This is a genomic window from Kosakonia sp. S42 (genome assembly GCF_016624785.1).
GTDB classification, from domain to species: Bacteria; Pseudomonadota; Gammaproteobacteria; order Enterobacterales; family Enterobacteriaceae; genus Kosakonia; species Kosakonia cowanii.
The window spans coordinates 179,058-196,459 of sequence record NZ_JACVTW010000006.1 but is presented as its reverse complement, the minus strand read 5'-3'; the positions used below and the strand labels follow the sequence as shown (position 1 = coordinate 196,459).

The following is a 17,402-nucleotide window of genomic DNA, read 5'->3' as shown; positions in this document are numbered from 1 at the left end:
GTTTACCCTCTTGCCGCAAGTGCGGTGACTTTGTCGTAAGCGGCCCCGCTGTGCAGGACGTCCAGTACCTGCTGCGCGTTAGCCTTCAGATCTTCTTTGCCGTGCAGCCGCATCAACATGGCGACGTTGGCGGCGACGGCAGCCTCGTGAGCAGGCTCGCCTTTACCTTGTAATAAGCGGGTCAGAATGTCACGGTTTTCTTCCGGCGTGCCGCCCGCCAGCGCCTGCTGGTGGTATGCGGTCAGGCCAAAGTCAGCCGCCGTAAGCTGATAGCTCCTGATCTCCCCGTCGTGCAGTTCGGCAACCACCGTCGGCGCATGCAGCGACACCTCATCCATTCCGCCGCTGTGTACCACCGCCGCACGCTGATAACCGAGCACGCGCAGGGTTTCGGCAATCGGCAGCACCAGCTCCGCGCTGTAGACGCCGATCAACGCCAGCGGCGGATGCGCCGGGTTAATCAGCGGCCCGAGCACGTTAAACAGCGTGCGGGTTTTTAACTGCTGGCGAACCGGCATCGCGTGGCGAAACCCGGTGTGGTACTTCGGCGCGAAGAGGAAGCAGACGCCGAGCTCATCAAGCGCCGTGCGGGATTTATCCGCATTCATATCCAGATTGATGCCAAAGGCCGCCAGCAGATCCGACGAGCCTGAGCGGCTTGAGACGCTGCGGTTGCCGTGCTTGGCCACCTTCAGGCCGCAGGCGGCAGCGACAAAGGCGCTGGCAGTGGAAATATTGATACTGTTGCTGCCATCGCCGCCGGTGCCAACGATATCGGCAAAGGCATATTCCGGGCGCGGGAAGGGCGCGGCGTTTTCCAGCAGGGCAGTCGCCGCACCGGCAATCTCCTGCGGCTGCTCGCCGCGGATCTTCATACTGACCAGCGCCGCAGCCAGTTGCTCCGGCTTCAGCTCACCGCGCACCACTGCGGAGAAGAGCTGGTGGCTCTCCTGCTGGCTCAGCGTCTCAGCCTGATAGAGCTTTTCCAGGATCGGCTGCAGCGTGTTTGCTTGCTCCAGCTTTTGCAACGCCCATGCCAGCGTCTGCTCCAGCAGGCGCGCGCCCTGGGTAGTGAGAATCGATTCCGGGTGGAACTGGAAGCCGCAAACGCGATCGGCGTCATGACGCACCGCCATCACCATGCTATCGAAATGGGCATTGATGGTGAGCCCGGCCGGAATATTACTGCCAACCAGCGAGTGGTAGCGGGCAACTGGCAGCGGGTTGCTGAGGCCTGCGAACATCGCCTGGCCGTCATGTTCAATGCTGGAGGCTTTACCATGCAGGATCTCACCGGCCTGGCCGACATAACCGCCATAAGCTTCGACAATCGCCTGGTGACCGAGGCAGATGCCGATAATCGGCAGCTTGCCGCGCATACGCGTCAGCAGTTCCGGCATGCAGCCCGCTTCAGAAGGGGCGCCCGGGCCAGGTGAGAGCATCAGCACTGGGTTTTGCATGGTCGCCAGGCGGTCAATTAAGGTTTGGGCCGGAACATGGTTACGGTAAATTACCACGTTGTGTCCGCTTGCGCGCAGCTGATCCGCCAGGTTGTAAGTAAAGGAGTCGATATTATCGAGCAGCAGAATGTCAGCCATCAGAAAATCTCCTGTGCGTGGTGGGCGGTGGCAATAGCGCGCAGAACCGCGCGGGCTTTGTTACGGGTTTCATCGGCTTCAGACTGCGGAACGGAATCCAGCACTACGCCTGCACCGGCCTGAACGGTGGCAATACCATCCTCAACCCAGGCGGAGCGGATGACGATGCAGGTATCGAGATCGCCGTGGGCGGTGAAGTAACCCACCGCGCCGCCGTAGCTGCCGCGGCGCGTACCTTCAGCTTCGGCAATCAGCTGCATAGCGCGTACTTTCGGCGCGCCGCTGAGGGTGCCCATATTCATGCAGGCGCGATAGGCGTGCAGCACATCGAGATCGTGACGCAGCTCGCCCACCACGCGGGAGACCAGGTGCATCACATAGGAGTAACGGTCGACTTTCGTCAGATCCGCCACGTAACGGCTGCCTGGCGTACAGATACGTGCCAGGTCGTTACGCGCCAGGTCAACCAGCATCAAGTGTTCAGAGAGCTCTTTGTGGTCGGTACGCATTTCAAGCTCAATGCGGCTGTCGAGATCGCGATCCAGTGAACCATCGGCGCGACGCCCGCGCGGGCGCGTCCCGGCAATCGGGTAGATCTCAATCTGGCGGTTGCTGGCGTCATACTTCAGCGAGCTCTCCGGCGAGGCGCCGAACAGCGTGAAATCAGCATCCTGCATAAAGAACATGTAGGGGCTGGGGTTGCTCTTTTTCAGCACTTCATACGCGGCGAGCGGCGACGGGCAGGGCAAGGTGAAGCGGCGCGACGGTACGACCTGGAAAATTTCACCGGCGCGAATCGCTTTTTGCATTTTGCGCACCACATCACCGTACGCGTCATCGCTCTGGTTGCAGTCGCACTGCATATGTTCAACGGTTTCCACCGGCAGCGGCGTGACCGGCGCATCCAGTTGCTGGCGCAGCGTCTCAACGCGTTGCAGCAGGCGATCTTTTTCATTCGCAGACGGGGTGAAGAGGCTCGCCTGAATGCGCGTCTCTTTTTTCTGGTGGTCGATCACCAGTAAGGTTTCAGCGAGATAGAAGCAGTAGTCCGGGCAGTTGCGGTCGTGCTTCAGCTCCGGCAGATCTTCAAAACCCGCGACCAGGTCATAGGCAAACAGGCCGCCGAAAAACATCGCTTCCCGCTCATCAGCCGGCAGTTCAACCAGCCCTTGTAGCAGACGAAACGCATCAAACACCGAGAGCGAGCAGAGACGGGCATCTTCATCCAGCAACTGGCTGACCGCCGGGAAGCGCAGTTCGCGACCGTTTTCCAGCACGTGGTTTTCGACGCCTGAAGGCAGCACATTATCAAGCAGTGTCAGCAGGGCGGCACCGTTAGCGGTCAGTGCGGTTAAGGTGACGGTGTCACCTAAGGCGGTAATGCGCAGTGCGCTGTCGACCAGCAGCAGGCTTTTGAGATCGTCTTTGCTGTCGATATCGGCAGATTCAAGCAGCAGTGTTGCAGGACGGGCGTCGCACAGCTGGTGGAACAGCGCCGTCGGGTTGTTATGGTAACGCGCCTGGGTGGTCAGAAGGTCGAGTGCTGGTTTTTGCATCTGCATCGCTCTCATTAATTTGTTCAAAAAAAAGCCCGCTGAAAAAAGCGGGCCTGGTATCGGTATGCTGAATGCGCACGTGATCACAAAGCCCTTAACAGGGAGTGCGCCACCAGCGATTGTTAAAGAGATGTGCATTCATTTTTGCGATACCGTTGTCGAGTGAACTTGCGTACTAGTTAACTGGTTCATGAAAAGAAAGTCAACCATGAATTCAGAAAATGTGTGCTACCCGTTATGATAGGTCACAAATTGCAGTTTGATGAATTAGCGGAGCCGCTTTGAGCGACACGAATTACGCCATTATTTACGATCTTCACAGCCATACGCTCGCCTCTGATGGCCTGCTTTCTCCCGAGGCGCTGGTGCGCCGCGCAGTCGAGATGCGCATCGGTACGCTGGCGATCACCGATCACGACACCACGGCCGCCATTCCTGCCGCCCGCGCTGAGATCGCCCGCGCCGGTTTGGATCTCAATTTAATCAGCGGGGTGGAGATCTCAACGCTTTGGGAAAACCACGAGATCCACATTGTTGGGCTGAATATTGATATTGACCACCCTGCAATGCGTGATTTCCTTGAGCAGCAATCACAGCGCCGCACTGAGCGCGCAAAGCTTATCGCTGAGCGGCTGGAGAAAGCGCATATTCCCGGCGCGCTGGAAGGGGCGATGCGCCTGGCGCAGGGCGCGAATGTGACGCGCGGCCATTTCGCCCGCTTCCTGGTTGAGCAGGGCAAAGCGGGCAATATGGCCGATGTTTTCAAAAAGTATCTCGCCCGTGGCAAAACGGGTTACGTTCCGCCTCAGTGGTGTACAATAGAACAAGCCATTGATGTGATTCATCATTCTGGCGGAACGGCGGTAATGGCCCATCCGGGGCGTTATAATCTTTCTGCCAAATGGCTTAAAAGACTGCTGGCGCATTTTGCTCAATGCGGCGGTGAGGCGATGGAAGTTGCCCAATGTCAGCAGGCTCCCAATGAGCGAACCCAGCTGGCGGAGTATGCCCGTCAGTTTGGTCTGTTGGGGTCGCAGGGGTCTGATTTTCATCAGCCCTGTCCCTGGATCGAACTGGGACGCAAACTTTGGCTTCCGGCGGGCGTCGACGGCGTCTGGTCGGCGTGGGAGCAGCCGCAGAACAACACAGAGAGGGTTGTATGAGTCAGTTTTTTTATATTCATCCAGATAATCCGCAGCCGCGTTTAATCAACCAGGCCGTCGATATCGTGCGCAAAGGCGGCGTTATCGTCTATCCCACCGACTCCGGCTACGCGCTGGGCTGCAAGCTTGAAGATAAAGGGGCGATGGAGCGTATTTGCCGCATCCGTCACCTGCCGGACGGCCACAACTTTACGCTGATGTGCCGCGATCTCTCCGAACTATCCACCTATGCGTTCGTCGATAACGTGGCGTTTCGCCTGATCAAAAACAACACGCCGGGTAACTACACCTTCATCCTGAAAGGGACGAAAGAGGTACCGCGCCGCCTGTTGCAGGAGAAGCGTAAAACCATCGGTCTGCGCGTGCCGTCGAACCCGATTGCGCTGGCGCTGCTGGAGACGCTCAATGAGCCGATGCTCTCGACGTCACTGATGCTGCCGGGTAGCGAGTTCACCGAGTCGGATCCCGATGAAATTAAAGATCGTCTGGAGAAGCTGGTGGACCTGGTGATTCACGGCGGCTATCTCGGCCAGCAGCCGACGACGGTGGTCGATCTGACCGACGCTGCGCCGGTGGTGATCCGTGAAGGCGTCGGTGACGTTAGGCCTTTCTTATAGCGGCGCAAGTCGCTATACTACGCGGCCATTTCAGACGCGGCTTAAGCCGGGCTGATGACCCTATTCGACGCCTGTGAAGGCGACATAAAGGATGCTCGATGAGCGAGAAACTACAGAAAGTGCTGGCGCGGGCCGGCCACGGCTCCCGCCGTGAAATCGAAACTATTATCCAGGCAGGCCGCGTCAGCGTTGATGGCAAAATCGCCACGCTGGGCGACCGCGTCGAGGTCACGCCGGGGCTGAAAATCCGTATCGATGGTCACCTCATTTCGGTGAAAGAGTCCGTCGAACAGATCTGCCGCGTACTGGCTTATTACAAACCGGAAGGCGAGCTCTGCACCCGTAACGATCCGGAAGGGCGCCCGACGGTGTTTGACCGTCTGCCGAAACTGCGCGGTGCGCGCTGGATTGCCGTCGGTCGTCTGGACGTCAACACCTGCGGTCTGCTGCTTTTCACCACCGACGGTGAGCTGGCCAACCGCCTGATGCACCCGAGCCGCGAAGTCGAGCGCGAATACGCCGTGCGCGTGTTTGGCGAAGTGGATGACGCGAAGCTGCGCGATCTGTCGCGCGGTGTGCAGCTGGAGGATGGTCCGGCAGCGTTTAAGACCATTAAGTTCAGCGGCGGTGAAGGTATTAACCAGTGGTACAACGTTACGCTGACCGAAGGGCGCAACCGCGAAGTGCGTCGCCTGTGGGAAGCGGTCGGTGTGCAGGTAAGCCGTCTTATCCGCGTACGCTACGGCGATATTCCGTTGCCGAAAGGGCTGCCGCGCGGCGGCTGGACCGAGCTGGATCTGGCGCAGACCAACTACCTGCGTGAGCTGGTCGGGCTGGATGCTGAGACGCAATCAAAAGTCGCGGTGGAGAAAGATCGCCGTCGCATGAAAGCGAATCAGATCCGTCGCGCCGTGAAGCGCCACGCTCAGCCGACTGGCGGTAAGCCTGCCGGTGGTAATCGCCGCCCGGGTGGCGGACGCACTAAAAACGATTAATGAAAAAGGGGCGCAAGCCCCTTTTTTTATCGCTAATAATCGATGCCGATCTGCGCTTTTATTCCCGCCTCAAACGCATGCTTCACCGGTCTTAACTCGCTTACCGTATCCGCCGCCTCGAGAATATCGCGATGGCAGCCGCGTCCGGTAATAATCACCGTCTGCATCGGCGGGCGGTTTTGCAGGGCGGTTAACACCTTTTCCAGCGGCAAATAGTCGTACGCCACCATGTAGGTCAACTCATCCAGCAGCACCATATCCAGCGCCGGGTCGGCCAGCATTCGCTCGGCGTGCTGCCATGCTTCAAGGCAGGCGGCGGTATCGCTTTCGCGGTTTTGTGTGTCCCAGGTAAAGCCGGTGGCCATCACCTGAAATTCGACGCCCAGCGGTTCAAGCAGGTTACGCTCACCGTTTGGCCAGGTGCCCTTGATAAACTGAATCACACCCACCTTTTTGCCATGCCCGACGGCGCGCGTGGCGGTGCCGAAGGCCGCCGTGGTTTTGCCTTTGCCGTTGCCGGTGAAGACAATCACAATTCCACGCTCATCCTGGGCGGCGGCAACCCGTGCGTCAACGCGCTCTTTTACCTTCTGCTGACGCTGCTGATAACGTTCATCACTCATTGGGCGATTCCCGGTTTGCGGCCTGGCTGCGCATCGAACGTCATGCCGGTTTTGCGGCGGCTGTCATCGCCCATCAGCCACAAGTAAAGCGGCATAATGTCGGCAGGGGTTTTAAGCTTCTGCGGATCTTCCGTCGGGAAAGCGCTGGCGCGCATACTGGTGCGCGTTCCGCCGGGGTTGATGCAGTTAACACGCAGCCGGTTCTGGTACTCTTCCGCCAGCACCTGCATCATCCCTTCGGTGGCAAATTTCGAGGTTGCATAGGCGCCCCAGTTGGCACGTCCCTGGCGACCGACGCTGGAGGAGGTAAAGACCAGCGAGCCGCAATCTGATTTGAGTAATAAAGGAAGCAGTGTCTGGGTAAGGTAGAACGTCGCATTTACGTTAACCTGCATCACTTCGTTCCAGACACCCGGATCCTGCTCGCTCATCGGGCAGATATCGCCGAGCAGGCCGGCATTATGCAGCACGCCATCCAGATGGGGTGTGGTGGTGGCGATATCGCTGGCGAGCTGTTGGCACGCTTCGGGGGTGCAGGTTGCCATATCGAGGATAAACCACTGTGCGGCCTGGCCTTCGTCTTTCACCTGCTGCGCGACGTGGCGCAGTTTCTCTTCATTACGACCCAGCAGAATCAGGCTGGCGCCGTGGCGAGCGTAAGTTAATGCCGCCTCTTTTCCAATACCGTCGCTGGCACCGGTGACAAGAATGATGCGACCGTTTAGCAGGTCGCGTTTGGGCTGATAGTGCACTCTGTCTCCTCAGGCTGCAGCCTGTAATCACCTTCACGTGTTGGCTTTATGCCTTAAACGTCCGGCTATTTCAATCGGTGAAGGGGAGAGTTACACACCCTTTACCTTAAGGAGTGCTAAAAAATTCAGCAACATGGCGAAGCGGGCGCACGCCTGGCGCGAGACGCGCCCGCAGCGCTCATGTACACTGAGCCGATTATTGAGTGAAGTCACCGAGGTGGTATGCATGGAATTACTCTCTGAATATGGTCTGTTTTTAGCCAAAGTCGCCACCGTGGTGGTTGCGGTGGCGATCGTTATGACGCTTATCATCAATTTGCGCCAGCGCAAACGTCAGCGCGGCGAGCTGAAGATCACCCGCTTTAACGAGCACTATAAAGAGATGCAGGAGGAGATGTCCGTCGGCCTGATGGATGCTCACCAGCAGAAGCAGTGGCATAAAGCGCAGAAGAAAAAGCTGAAGGCAGATGCGAAGGCGGCAAAAGCACAGGCGAAGGCGGGCGTGTCAAAAGATCCGGTTAAACCGCGCGTCTATGTGCTCGACTTTAAAGGCAGTATGGATGCCGGCGAAGTGCACGGCCTGCGTGAAGAGGTAACTGCCGTGCTGAGCGTCGCAACGCCGAACGATCAGGTGCTGCTGCGTCTTGAAAGCCCGGGCGGCGTGGTGCACGGTTACGGTCTGGCAGCCTCCCAGCTGCAACGACTGCGTGATAAGCAGATCCCGCTCACCGTTGCCGTGGATAAAGTCGCCGCCAGCGGCGGGTATATGATGGCCTGCGTGGCGGATAAAATTGTCGCCGCACCGTTCTCCATCATTGGATCCATTGGCGTGGTGGCGCAGGTTCCCAACTTCAACCGCTTCCTGAAAAGCAAAGATATTGATATCGAACTGCACACCGCCGGGCAGTATAAGCGCACGTTGACGCTGCTGGGGGAGAATACGGAAGAGGGACGGCAGAAGTTTCGTGAGAACCTTAATGAGACGCACGATCTCTTCAAAGAGTTTGTCAGCCAGATGCGGCCGCAGCTTGATATCGAGCAGGTGGCGACCGGTGAGCACTGGTACGGTAGCCAGGCGCTGGAGAAAGGGCTGGTGGATGAGGTCGGCACCAGCGATGAGCTGTTACTGGGGCTTATTCAGGAGCATGAAGCGATTGGCGTGCGTTACCAGCAGCGGAAAAAGTTGCTGGAGCGCTTTACCGGTAGCGCAACAGAAAGCGTAGATCATCTGTTGATGCGCTGGTGGCAGCGCGGGCAAAAACCGATGATGTAAACAAAAACGCGAGGCTCAGGCCTCGCGTTCTTCTTTAATCGATCAGGTGGTACTTTTCAGAAAGTTCATGGGCTAAATATTTGAACATATTGAATACCGCCGTACTTTTCCCCGTTGGCAACCCTTGCTCATCCAGGTAGTACTCTCCGCTGAACACCAGCACGCCGTTGCGCTGCGTCACACCGGTGGCTTCAATGCCCGCCAGCGTGTCGTCATGATCGCGAATCAGTTGATTTGCCAGCTCAAGCAGGGACTGACGATCGATAGGCTGAGATGTCTCGCTCATTTTCATTCTCCTCAATTTTTGTCGGAGTTTACTGCTAGCCGCGATGAGGGGCAAATTTTCCCTTGTTTTGTGAGGGGCTTACGGTCTCGTTAACCTGGCGCGATGCGTTTTTGCATGCTAATAAAGTTGCTTAACAAATTTTATCAGGTACAGTGTGACCCTTTCGTCAATCTGGCAACAGAATTGCTTGACATTCGACCGGATTATCGTCTTGCTATACCACGCTGATATGAAAAAGCCTGAAATCTCAGTCACCTGAATGCCTCTATTCGCGTGACCGGCAACGTCAAAGGGTTGATATCCCTTGGCGCCGCCGCAATAGTGACTGTTTATCAGTGGATGTGACGCAACATGCGACGCATTTCCGGAAGAATACAATAGGTAAAGGTGAATATGGGTAAAGCTCTCGTTATCGTTGAGTCCCCGGCAAAAGCCAAAACGATCAATAAATATCTCGGCAATGACTACGTGGTGAAATCCAGCGTAGGGCATATCCGTGATTTGCCGACCAGCGGCTCAGCACCTAAAAAGAGCGCCGACTCCACCGCCACCAAGCCGGCTAAAAAGCCTAAAAAGGATGAGCGGGGCGCGCTTGTAAACCGCATGGGCATTGACCCGTGGCACAACTGGGACGCGCATTATGAAGTGCTGCCCGGTAAAGAGAAGGTGGTTTCCGAGCTGAAATCCCTCGCTGAAAAAGCTGACCACATCTATCTCGCAACCGACCTTGACCGCGAAGGGGAAGCCATTGCATGGCACCTGCGGGAAGTGATCGGTGGCGATGAGACACGCTACAGCCGTGTCGTGTTTAACGAAATTACCAAGAATGCGATTCGTCAGGCCTTTGAAACGCCTGGCGAACTGAATATCGACCGTGTGAATGCCCAACAGGCGCGCCGCTTTATGGACCGCGTAGTGGGTTATATGGTCTCGCCGCTGCTGTGGAAAAAGATCGCGCGTGGTTTGTCCGCCGGTCGTGTGCAGTCCGTTGCCGTCCGCCTGGTGGTAGAGCGCGAACGCGAGATCAAAGCGTTTGTCCCGGAAGAGTTCTGGGAAATTGACGCCGCAACGACAACGCCAGGCGGCGATACTCTGCCGCTGCAGGTGACCCACGAAGGCGATAAAGCCTTCCGTCCGGTTAACCGTGAGCAGACGATGGCGGCGGTCAGCCTGCTGGAAAAAGCGCGCTATACCGTTATCGATCGCGAAGATAAGCCGACCAGCAGCAAGCCTGGCGCGCCGTTTATCACCTCTACGCTGCAGCAGGCCGCCAGCACGCGTCTTGGCTACGGCGTGAAGAAAACCATGATGATGGCCCAGCGCTTGTATGAAGCGGGTTACATCACCTATATGCGTACCGACTCCACCAACCTGAGCCAGGACGCGGTCAGCATGGTGCGCAGCTATATCGGCGATAATTTTGGTAAAAAATACCTGCCAGAAAACGCCAACCAGTACACCAGCAAAGAGAACTCGCAGGAAGCGCACGAAGCGATTCGTCCTTCCGATGTGAGTGTGTTGGCTGAATCGTTAAAAGATATGGAAGCGGACGCGCAGAAGCTCTATCAGCTAATCTGGCGCCAGTTCGTTGCCTGTCAGATGACACCGGCGAAATATGACTCCACCACGCTCACCGTCGGCGCGGGCGATTTCCGCCTGAAAGCGCGCGGACGTATCCTGCGTTTCGACGGCTGGACGAAAGTGATGCCTGCGCTGCGTAAGGGCGATGAAGATCGCACCCTGCCGGCGGTCAATAAAGGTGATGAGCTGACGCTGGTTGAACTGACACCTGCCCAGCACTTTACTAAACCGCCTGCGCGCTTCAGCGAAGCGTCACTGGTGAAAGAGCTGGAAAAACGCGGTATCGGCCGTCCATCTACCTATGCGTCGATCATCTCGACCATTCAGGATCGCGGCTATGTACGCGTTGAAAACCGCCGCTTCTACGCGGAAAAAATGGGTGAAATCGTCACCGATCGCCTGGAAGAGAACTTCCGCGAGTTGATGAACTACGATTTCACCGCGCAGATGGAAGATAGCCTCGACCGCGTCGCCAACCACGAAGCTGAATGGCGCAGTGTGCTGGACCGCTTCTTTGGCGATTTTTCGCGTCAGCTGGAGCAGGCTGAGCAGGATCCGGAAGAGGGCGGCATGCGCCCGAACCAGATGGTGCTGACCAGCATCGACTGCCCGACCTGCGGGCGCAAGATGGGTATTCGTACCGCCAGCACCGGCGTCTTCCTGGGCTGTTCGGGTTATGCACTGCCGCCGAAAGAGCGCTGCAAAACCACTATCAACCTGATCCCGGAAAATGAAGTGCTCAACGTGCTGGAAGGCGACGACGCCGAAACCAACGCGCTGCGTGCCAAACGTCGCTGCCAGAAGTGCGGCACGGCGATGGACAGCTACCTGATCGATCCGAAGCGCAAGCTGCATGTCTGCGGTAATAACCCGACCTGCGACGGCTACGAGATTGAAGAGGGCGAGTTCCGCATCAAAGGCTATGATGGTCCGATCGTTGAGTGTGAAAAGTGTGGTTCTGAAATGCACCTGAAGATGGGACGTTTCGGCAAATACATGGCCTGTACCAACGACGATTGCAAAAATACGCGTAAGATCCTGCGCAATGGTGAAGTCGCGCCGCCGAAAGAAGATCCGGTGCCGCTGCCTGAGCTGCCGTGCGAGAAATCAGACGCCTATTTCGTGCTGCGTGACGGTGCGGCAGGTGTCTTCCTCGCGGCTAACACCTTCCCGAAATCGCGCGAGACCCGTGCGCCGCTGGTGGAAGAGCTCTATCGCTTCCGCGATCGCCTGCCGGAGAAGCTGCGCTATCTCGCCGATGCGCCGCAGGAAGATCCGAACGGGAATAAAACCATCGTGCGTTTTAGCCGTAAAACCAAGCAGCAGTACGTCGCCTCTGAGAAAGAGGGTAAAGCCACCGGCTGGTCCGCTTTCTATATCGACAACGAATGGACTGAAGCGAAAAAGTAATCGCTATCAAGCACCTATCGAGAAGGGCCGGATAATCCGGCCCTTTTTATTATCTGTTATTATTCTTAGTTCCTCGCTATACACAGAAGCTATAAATGATATAGTGGTTATAGTTTTTCTCTTTTTTATTATCAAATCGTCTTAAGCGCTCACCGCTTGCCTCATTCGGATGGTCTGTCATGAAACTACAGCAGCTTCGCTATATTGTTGAGGTGGTCAACCACAACCTCAACGTCTCCTCTACGGCCGAAGGCCTCTATACCTCGCAGCCTGGCATCAGCAAACAGGTGCGGATGCTTGAGGATGAACTCGGTATTCAAATCTTCGCCCGTAGCGGAAAGCATCTTACGCAGGTGACGCCAGCCGGGCAGGAGATTATCCGCATCGCACGGGAAGTGTTGTCCAAAGTGGAGGCCATTAAATCGGTGGCAGGGGAACACACCTGGCCGGATAAGGGCTCGCTCTACGTCGCGACCACCCATACCCAGGCGCGCTACGCGCTGCCAAATGTGATTAAAGGCTTTATTGAGCGCTATCCGCGCGTCTCGTTGCATATGCATCAGGGATCGCCGACACAAATCGCTGAAGCGGTCTCTAAAGGCAATGCTGACTTTGCCATTGCCACCGAAGCACTGCATCTCTATGACGACCTGGTGATGCTGCCTTGCTATCACTGGAACCGCTCGATTGTGGTGACGCCGGATCATCCGCTGGCGGCGAAGCAGTCCGTATCGATTGAGGAGCTGGCGCAGTATCCGCTGGTGACCTATACATTTGGTTTCACCGGCCGCTCGGAGCTGGATACCGCCTTCAACCGCGCAGGGTTAACGCCGCGCATTGTCTTTACCGCGACAGACGCCGATGTGATTAAAACCTATGTCCGCCTCGGTTTAGGGGTAGGGGTGATTGCCAGCATGGCGGTCGATCCCGTATCAGACCCGGATCTGGTGAAACTTGATGCTGATGGTGTTTTCAGCCACAGCACGACCAAGATAGGTTTTCGCCGCAGCACCTTCCTGCGCAGCTATATGTATGATTTTATTCAGCGCTTTGCGCCGCATTTAACGCGCGATGTGGTCGATGCCGCCGTGGCGTTGCGTTCTAACGACGATATCGAAGCGATGTTTAAAGATATTAAGCTGCCGCAGAAATAATACCGACGGGTATCTTATCGCCCGAAAAGATACCCATAATGCCGTCTAAACCTAAATTAGAATTATCATCAACTCTGATAAAATCCTTTCGCAGAGTGATTGACGTCACATTTCAAATCCGCACCGTCTCTATTTTGCGACAAACATAGAAACTAAATAGCAACTCTGCAAATTCATTACTTCAATTATTTCTTTGTTGTCAAAAGATTTAATATTTCTTTGGAAATGGTGAGTAAATTCACTGGATTTTCCGCTAAAGTTCTTTTAGGATTTGTCTCATCCCATGATTACTAATACCGATTGTTGGTGCACAGAATGATAAGCGATGTCGATTGTACGAGGTTAGCAATGCCAACAGGAAGTGAAGAGCCGCAAAGGGACCCTGAGCTGAAGCGTAAAGCCTGGCTAGCGGTATTTCTTGGCTCTGCCTTGTTCTGGGCAGTGGTTGCGTTACTGGTCTGGAAATTTTGGGGGTAAAATGGCGATAGCAGGTCGATGCGAACCCGTTAAGCGAGTGTGTCAGCTTCGTGACACGCCACCAAAAGCAAAAAACAAAGCGGTGACCGTTCTCCCGGCCTCCTGGAAGCTGACGCCGCAGCAGAAAGCGTTTATTGACGCCTTTGCTGAAGACGACATTAAAAAACAATAAATATACCAGCAAGATCAATGTGGGGAATTAACCCGCTATTCATTGACGTGCTCTTTTGTACTCTTTAATTAATACGCAGCATAAATGAATTGAGTAAAAACTCAGTTTCGATGAATAGATTCACGAGGTAAATTTTTATGATTAATAACCTTGGTATGAAATATTGGTCATGGCTGACAGCGTTCTCGGTTTCCGCCCTCATCTGGGGTGAGCTGGTCTGGCTGGCCCTGCAGTAACGAATTGAAAAACCTCGCATCGGCGGGGTTTTTTATTATCCGCACCTTATCCCCGCCCGTAAGATTTTCCCTTTTGTAGCAATTTAGGGTGTTATCAAAACGTTACGATATGTTTGTGTTATCTTTAATACAGACCCTGATAAGCATCAGGGTAAAGCTATCCCTGTAATAAAGGAGGAGCACATGTCGTCGACCCTACGCGAAGCCAGTAAGGACACGTTGCAGGCAGAGAACAAAACGTACCACTACTACAGCTTGCCGCTGGCTGCGAAACAACTTGGGGATATTTCGCGCTTACCCAAGTCCCTGAAAGTGTTACTTGAGAACCTGCTGCGCTGGCAGGATGGTGAATCCGTCACCGAAGAGGATATCCAGGCGCTGGCCGGCTGGCTGAAAAATGCCCATGCCGACCGGGAGATCGCCTATCGTCCGGCCAGGGTGTTGATGCAGGATTTTACCGGCGTCCCGGCCGTTGTTGACCTTGCCGCCATGCGCGAAGCGGTTAAACGCCTCGGCGGCGATACCGCCAAAGTGAACCCGCTCTCACCGGTCGATCTGGTGATTGACCACTCCGTCACCGTGGACCACTTCGGTGATGACGACGCGTTTGAAGAGAACGTCCGTCTGGAGATGGAGCGCAACCACGAGCGTTATGCCTTCTTACGCTGGGGCCAGCAAGCCTTTAGCCGCTTCAGCGTTGTGCCACCGGGCACCGGTATTTGCCACCAGGTCAACCTGGAGTATCTGGGCAAAGCGGTCTGGAGCGAGTTGCAGGATAAAGAGTGGATCGCCTATCCGGACACGCTGGTAGGTACCGACTCGCACACCACCATGATCAATGGGCTCGGCGTGCTGGGCTGGGGCGTGGGCGGGATTGAGGCCGAAGCCGCCATGCTCGGTCAACCTGTATCAATGCTGATTCCCGATGTGGTTGGTTTTAAACTCACCGGCAAGTTGGGTGAGGGCATTACCGCGACGGATCTCGTGCTAACCGTGACGCAGATGCTGCGTAAACATGGCGTGGTCGGGAAGTTTGTCGAATTTTACGGCGACGGGCTGGACTCGCTGCCGCTGGCCGACCGCGCAACCATCGCCAATATGGCACCCGAATATGGCGCAACCTGCGGCTTCTTCCCGATTGACAGCGTCACGCTCGGCTACATGCAGTTGAGCGGGCGTAGCGAAGAGCAGGTCGCACTGGTCGAAGCCTATGCGAAAGCGCAGGGAATGTGGCGTAATCCGGGCGATGAGCCGGTTTTCACCAGCACGCTGGCGCTCGATATGGGCGAGGTTGAGGCGAGCATCGCCGGACCGAAGCGTCCGCAGGATCGTGTAACCCTTAATGAAGTGCCGAAAGCCTTTGCTGCCAGCACCGAGCTGGAACTCAACACCGCGCAGAAAGATCGCAAACCGGTCGGCTATGTTCACAAAGGCCATCAGTATGAGCTGCCGGATGGTGCGGTAGTTATTGCAGCGATCACCTCCTGTACCAACACGTCTAACCCGAGCGTATTGATGGCTGCGGGCCTGCTGGCGAAGAACGCGGTCACACTCGGGCTGAAACGCCAGCCGTGGGTGAAAGCCTCGCTGGCACCGGGATCGAAAGTGGTCTCCGACTATCTCGCGCAGGCGCGTTTGACGCCATACCTCGATGAATTGGGCTTTAACCTTGTCGGCTACGGCTGCACAACCTGTATCGGTAACTCCGGCCCGCTGCCGGAACCTATCGAGCAGGCAATTCGCGAAGGCGATTTGACCGTTGGCGCGGTGCTGTCGGGTAACCGTAACTTTGAAGGCCGTATTCACCCGCTGGTGAAAACCAACTGGCTGGCTTCGCCGCCGCTGGTTGTCGCCTATGCGCTGGCCGGAAATATGAATATCAACCTTGCCACCGATCCGCTCGGGGTCGATCGCAAAGGCGATCCGGTCTACCTGAAAGATATCTGGCCATCGAGCGCCGAGATTGCGCGCGCGGTTGCGCAGGTATCAACCGATATGTTCCGCAAAGAGTATGCAGAGGTGTTTGAAGGCACCGACGAGTGGAAATCGATCGAGGTTGAACGCTCCGATACCTACAGCTGGCAGGATGACTCCACCTATATCCGTCTGTCGCCCTTCTTTGACGAGATGCTGGCAGAGCCGAAACCGGTTGAGGATATCCACGGTGCACGCATCCTCGCGATGCTGGGCGATTCTGTGACTACCGACCATATCTCACCGGCGGGCAGTATTAAAGCGGACAGCCCGGCGGGGCGCTACCTGCAAAGCCATGGCGTGGAGCGGGGCGATTTTAACTCCTACGGTTCACGTCGCGGTAACCATGAAGTGATGATGCGCGGCACCTTTGCCAATATCCGCATTCGCAATGAGATGGTCCCGGGCGTTGAGGGCGGAATGACGCGCCATCTGCCGGGCAGTGAAGTGATCTCCATCTATGATGCGGCGATGCGTTATCAGCAAGAGGGCACGCCGCTGGCGGTGATCGCCGGGAAAGAGTATGGCTCCGGCTCAAGCCGTGACTGGGCTGCGAAAGGTCCGCGTCTGCTTGGCATTCGCGTGGTGATTGCCGAATCCTTCGAACGTATTCACCGCTCGAACCTGATTGGCATGGGGATCCTGCCGCTGGAGTTCCCGCAGGGCGTCACGCGTAAGACGCTGGGCCTGACCGGGGAGGAGCGGCTAGATATTGCCGATCTGCAAAATATCAAACCGGGTGGCGAACTGCCGGTGACCTTAACGCGCGCTGATGGCACGCAAGAGGTGATTCCATGCCGCTGCCGTATTGATACCTCGACAGAGCTTACCTACTACCGTAACGACGGCATCCTGCACTATGTGATCCGTAATATGCTCAATTAAACAAAAAGGCCTGCTTGTGCAGGCCTTTTTTATCACTTCAGCAGATGTCCCATCTTTTCCGCTTTCGTATCGAGATAGTGCTCGTTCTCCGGATTGCGCCCTACAATCAGCGGTACGCGCTCGACGATATTGATCCCGGCTTCGGTCAGAATCTCCACTTTCTTCGGGTTATTGGTCAGCAGACGCACTTCATCTACCGCCAGCAGTTTGAACATATCGGCGCAGAGGGTGAAGTCACGCTCGTCGGCAGCAAAGCCAAGCTGATGGTTGGCTTCGACGGTGTCATAGCCCTGATCCTGCAGCGCATAGGCGCGGATCTTATTCAGCAAGCCGATGTTACGGCCCTCCTGGCGATGATAGAGCAGGACACCGCGACCCTCTTCGGCAATGTGATTGAGCGCCGCTTCAAGCTGGAAGCCGCAGTCGCAGCGCAGGCTGAATAACGCATCGCCGGTTAAACACTCGGAGTGCACACGTGCGAGAACGGGCAACTGCCCGGAAATATCACCATAGACCAGGGCCACATGATCCTGTCCGGTTGCCAGTTCTTCAAAACCCACCATCAGGAAGTCGCCCCATGGGGTTGGCAGTTTGGCTTCTGCCACACGTTTAAGTTGCATGTGAATCTCCGGATTATTTGGGCGCCGCGC

General features: G+C 56.2%; 15 protein-coding genes and 1 other annotated feature. Of the genes, 9 read left to right on the top strand and 6 right to left on the bottom strand.

Annotation, left to right across the window (positions count from 1 at the left end; genetic code table 11):
• Positions 1-2 precede the first annotated feature (2 nt).
• A complete protein-coding gene (gene trpD / locus IAE50_RS10620; protein WP_200580230.1) occupies positions 3-1,598 on the bottom strand; it encodes a bifunctional anthranilate synthase glutamate amidotransferase component TrpG/anthranilate phosphoribosyltransferase TrpD in 1,596 nt (531 codons plus the stop codon).
• Entirely contained in the window at positions 1,598-3,160 is a 1,563-nt protein-coding gene (locus IAE50_RS10615; protein ID WP_200580229.1) for an anthranilate synthase component 1, read from the bottom strand. The genes trpD and IAE50_RS10615 overlap by 1 nt, the downstream gene beginning before the upstream one ends.
• 19 nt (positions 3,161-3,179) lie before the next feature.
• Positions 3,180-3,275 (bottom strand) — a sequence feature (Trp leader region).
• Between the two features lie 160 nt (positions 3,276-3,435).
• Between IAE50_RS10615 and rnm the strand changes: the two genes are divergently transcribed.
• From rnm to rluB, 3 genes are all read left to right on the top strand, one after another.
• Entirely contained in the window at positions 3,436-4,317 is an 882-nt protein-coding gene (rnm, locus tag IAE50_RS10610) for an RNase AM (protein WP_200580228.1), read from the top strand.
• Positions 4,314-4,934 (top strand): L-threonylcarbamoyladenylate synthase, encoded by a 621-nt coding sequence (locus IAE50_RS10605; RefSeq protein ID WP_023478797.1) that lies wholly within the window; start codon positions 4,314-4,316, stop codon positions 4,932-4,934. Before rnm ends, IAE50_RS10605 begins: the two co-directional genes overlap by 4 nt.
• A 98-nt stretch (positions 4,935-5,032) precedes the next feature.
• The gene (gene rluB / locus IAE50_RS10600; RefSeq protein WP_054803447.1) at positions 5,033-5,929 is read left to right on the top strand and encodes a 23S rRNA pseudouridine(2605) synthase RluB; all 897 of its coding nucleotides are present in this window, start codon (positions 5,033-5,035) and stop codon (positions 5,927-5,929) included.
• Between the two features lie 32 nt (positions 5,930-5,961).
• On the opposite strand, the gene cobO is transcribed toward rluB, so the two are convergent.
• Together cobO and IAE50_RS10590 are read right to left on the bottom strand one after the other, a co-directional pair.
• Entirely contained in the window at positions 5,962-6,552 is a 591-nt protein-coding gene (cobO, locus tag IAE50_RS10595) for a cob(I)yrinic acid a,c-diamide adenosyltransferase (RefSeq protein WP_054803446.1), read from the bottom strand.
• The gene (locus IAE50_RS10590) at positions 6,549-7,304 is read right to left on the bottom strand and encodes a YciK family oxidoreductase (protein ID WP_200580227.1); all 756 of its coding nucleotides are present in this window, start codon (positions 7,302-7,304) and stop codon (positions 6,549-6,551) included. Before IAE50_RS10590 ends, cobO begins: the two co-directional genes overlap by 4 nt.
• Before the next feature lie 226 nt (positions 7,305-7,530).
• On the opposite strand from IAE50_RS10590, the gene sohB reads away from it, so the two are divergent.
• Positions 7,531-8,577, top strand: coding sequence for a protease SohB (gene sohB, locus IAE50_RS10585; protein WP_200133616.1), 1,047 nt, complete (start codon positions 7,531-7,533; stop codon positions 8,575-8,577).
• Between the two features lie 34 nt (positions 8,578-8,611).
• Here the strand turns inward: sohB and IAE50_RS10580 are convergent, their stop codons facing one another.
• The gene (locus IAE50_RS10580; RefSeq protein ID WP_023478774.1) at positions 8,612-8,863 is read right to left on the bottom strand and encodes a YciN family protein; all 252 of its coding nucleotides are present in this window, start codon (positions 8,861-8,863) and stop codon (positions 8,612-8,614) included.
• Between the two features lie 393 nt (positions 8,864-9,256).
• Between IAE50_RS10580 and topA the strand changes: the two genes are divergently transcribed.
• The 5 genes from topA (at position 9,257) to acnA (ending at position 16,752) form a co-directional block, all read left to right on the top strand.
• Complete coding sequence (gene topA / locus IAE50_RS10575) at positions 9,257-11,854, top strand: type I DNA topoisomerase (protein ID WP_200580226.1); 2,598 nt, start codon at positions 9,257-9,259, stop codon at positions 11,852-11,854.
• A gap of 179 nt (positions 11,855-12,033) precedes the next feature.
• Positions 12,034-13,008, top strand: a complete 975-nt coding sequence (gene cysB, locus IAE50_RS10570; protein ID WP_023478728.1) for an HTH-type transcriptional regulator CysB — start codon at positions 12,034-12,036, stop codon at positions 13,006-13,008.
• Positions 13,009-13,323: 315 nt separating this feature from the next.
• Positions 13,324-13,485: a YmiA family putative membrane protein gene (locus IAE50_RS10565; RefSeq protein ID WP_076769923.1), complete on the top strand. Its 162-nt coding sequence runs from the start codon at positions 13,324-13,326 to the stop codon at positions 13,483-13,485.
• A gap of 309 nt (positions 13,486-13,794) precedes the next feature.
• Positions 13,795-13,893, top strand: coding sequence for a small membrane protein YmiC (gene ymiC / locus IAE50_RS25990; protein WP_225975715.1), 99 nt, complete (start codon positions 13,795-13,797; stop codon positions 13,891-13,893).
• A 183-nt stretch (positions 13,894-14,076) separates the two neighbouring features.
• A complete protein-coding gene (gene acnA / locus IAE50_RS10560; RefSeq protein ID WP_200580225.1) occupies positions 14,077-16,752 on the top strand; it encodes an aconitate hydratase AcnA in 2,676 nt (891 codons plus the stop codon).
• Positions 16,753-16,784: 32 nt separating this feature from the next.
• On the opposite strand, the gene ribA is transcribed toward acnA, so the two are convergent.
• Complete coding sequence (ribA, locus tag IAE50_RS10555; protein WP_023478838.1) at positions 16,785-17,372, bottom strand: GTP cyclohydrolase II; 588 nt, start codon at positions 17,370-17,372, stop codon at positions 16,785-16,787.
• Between the last annotated feature and the right edge of the window lie 30 nt (positions 17,373-17,402).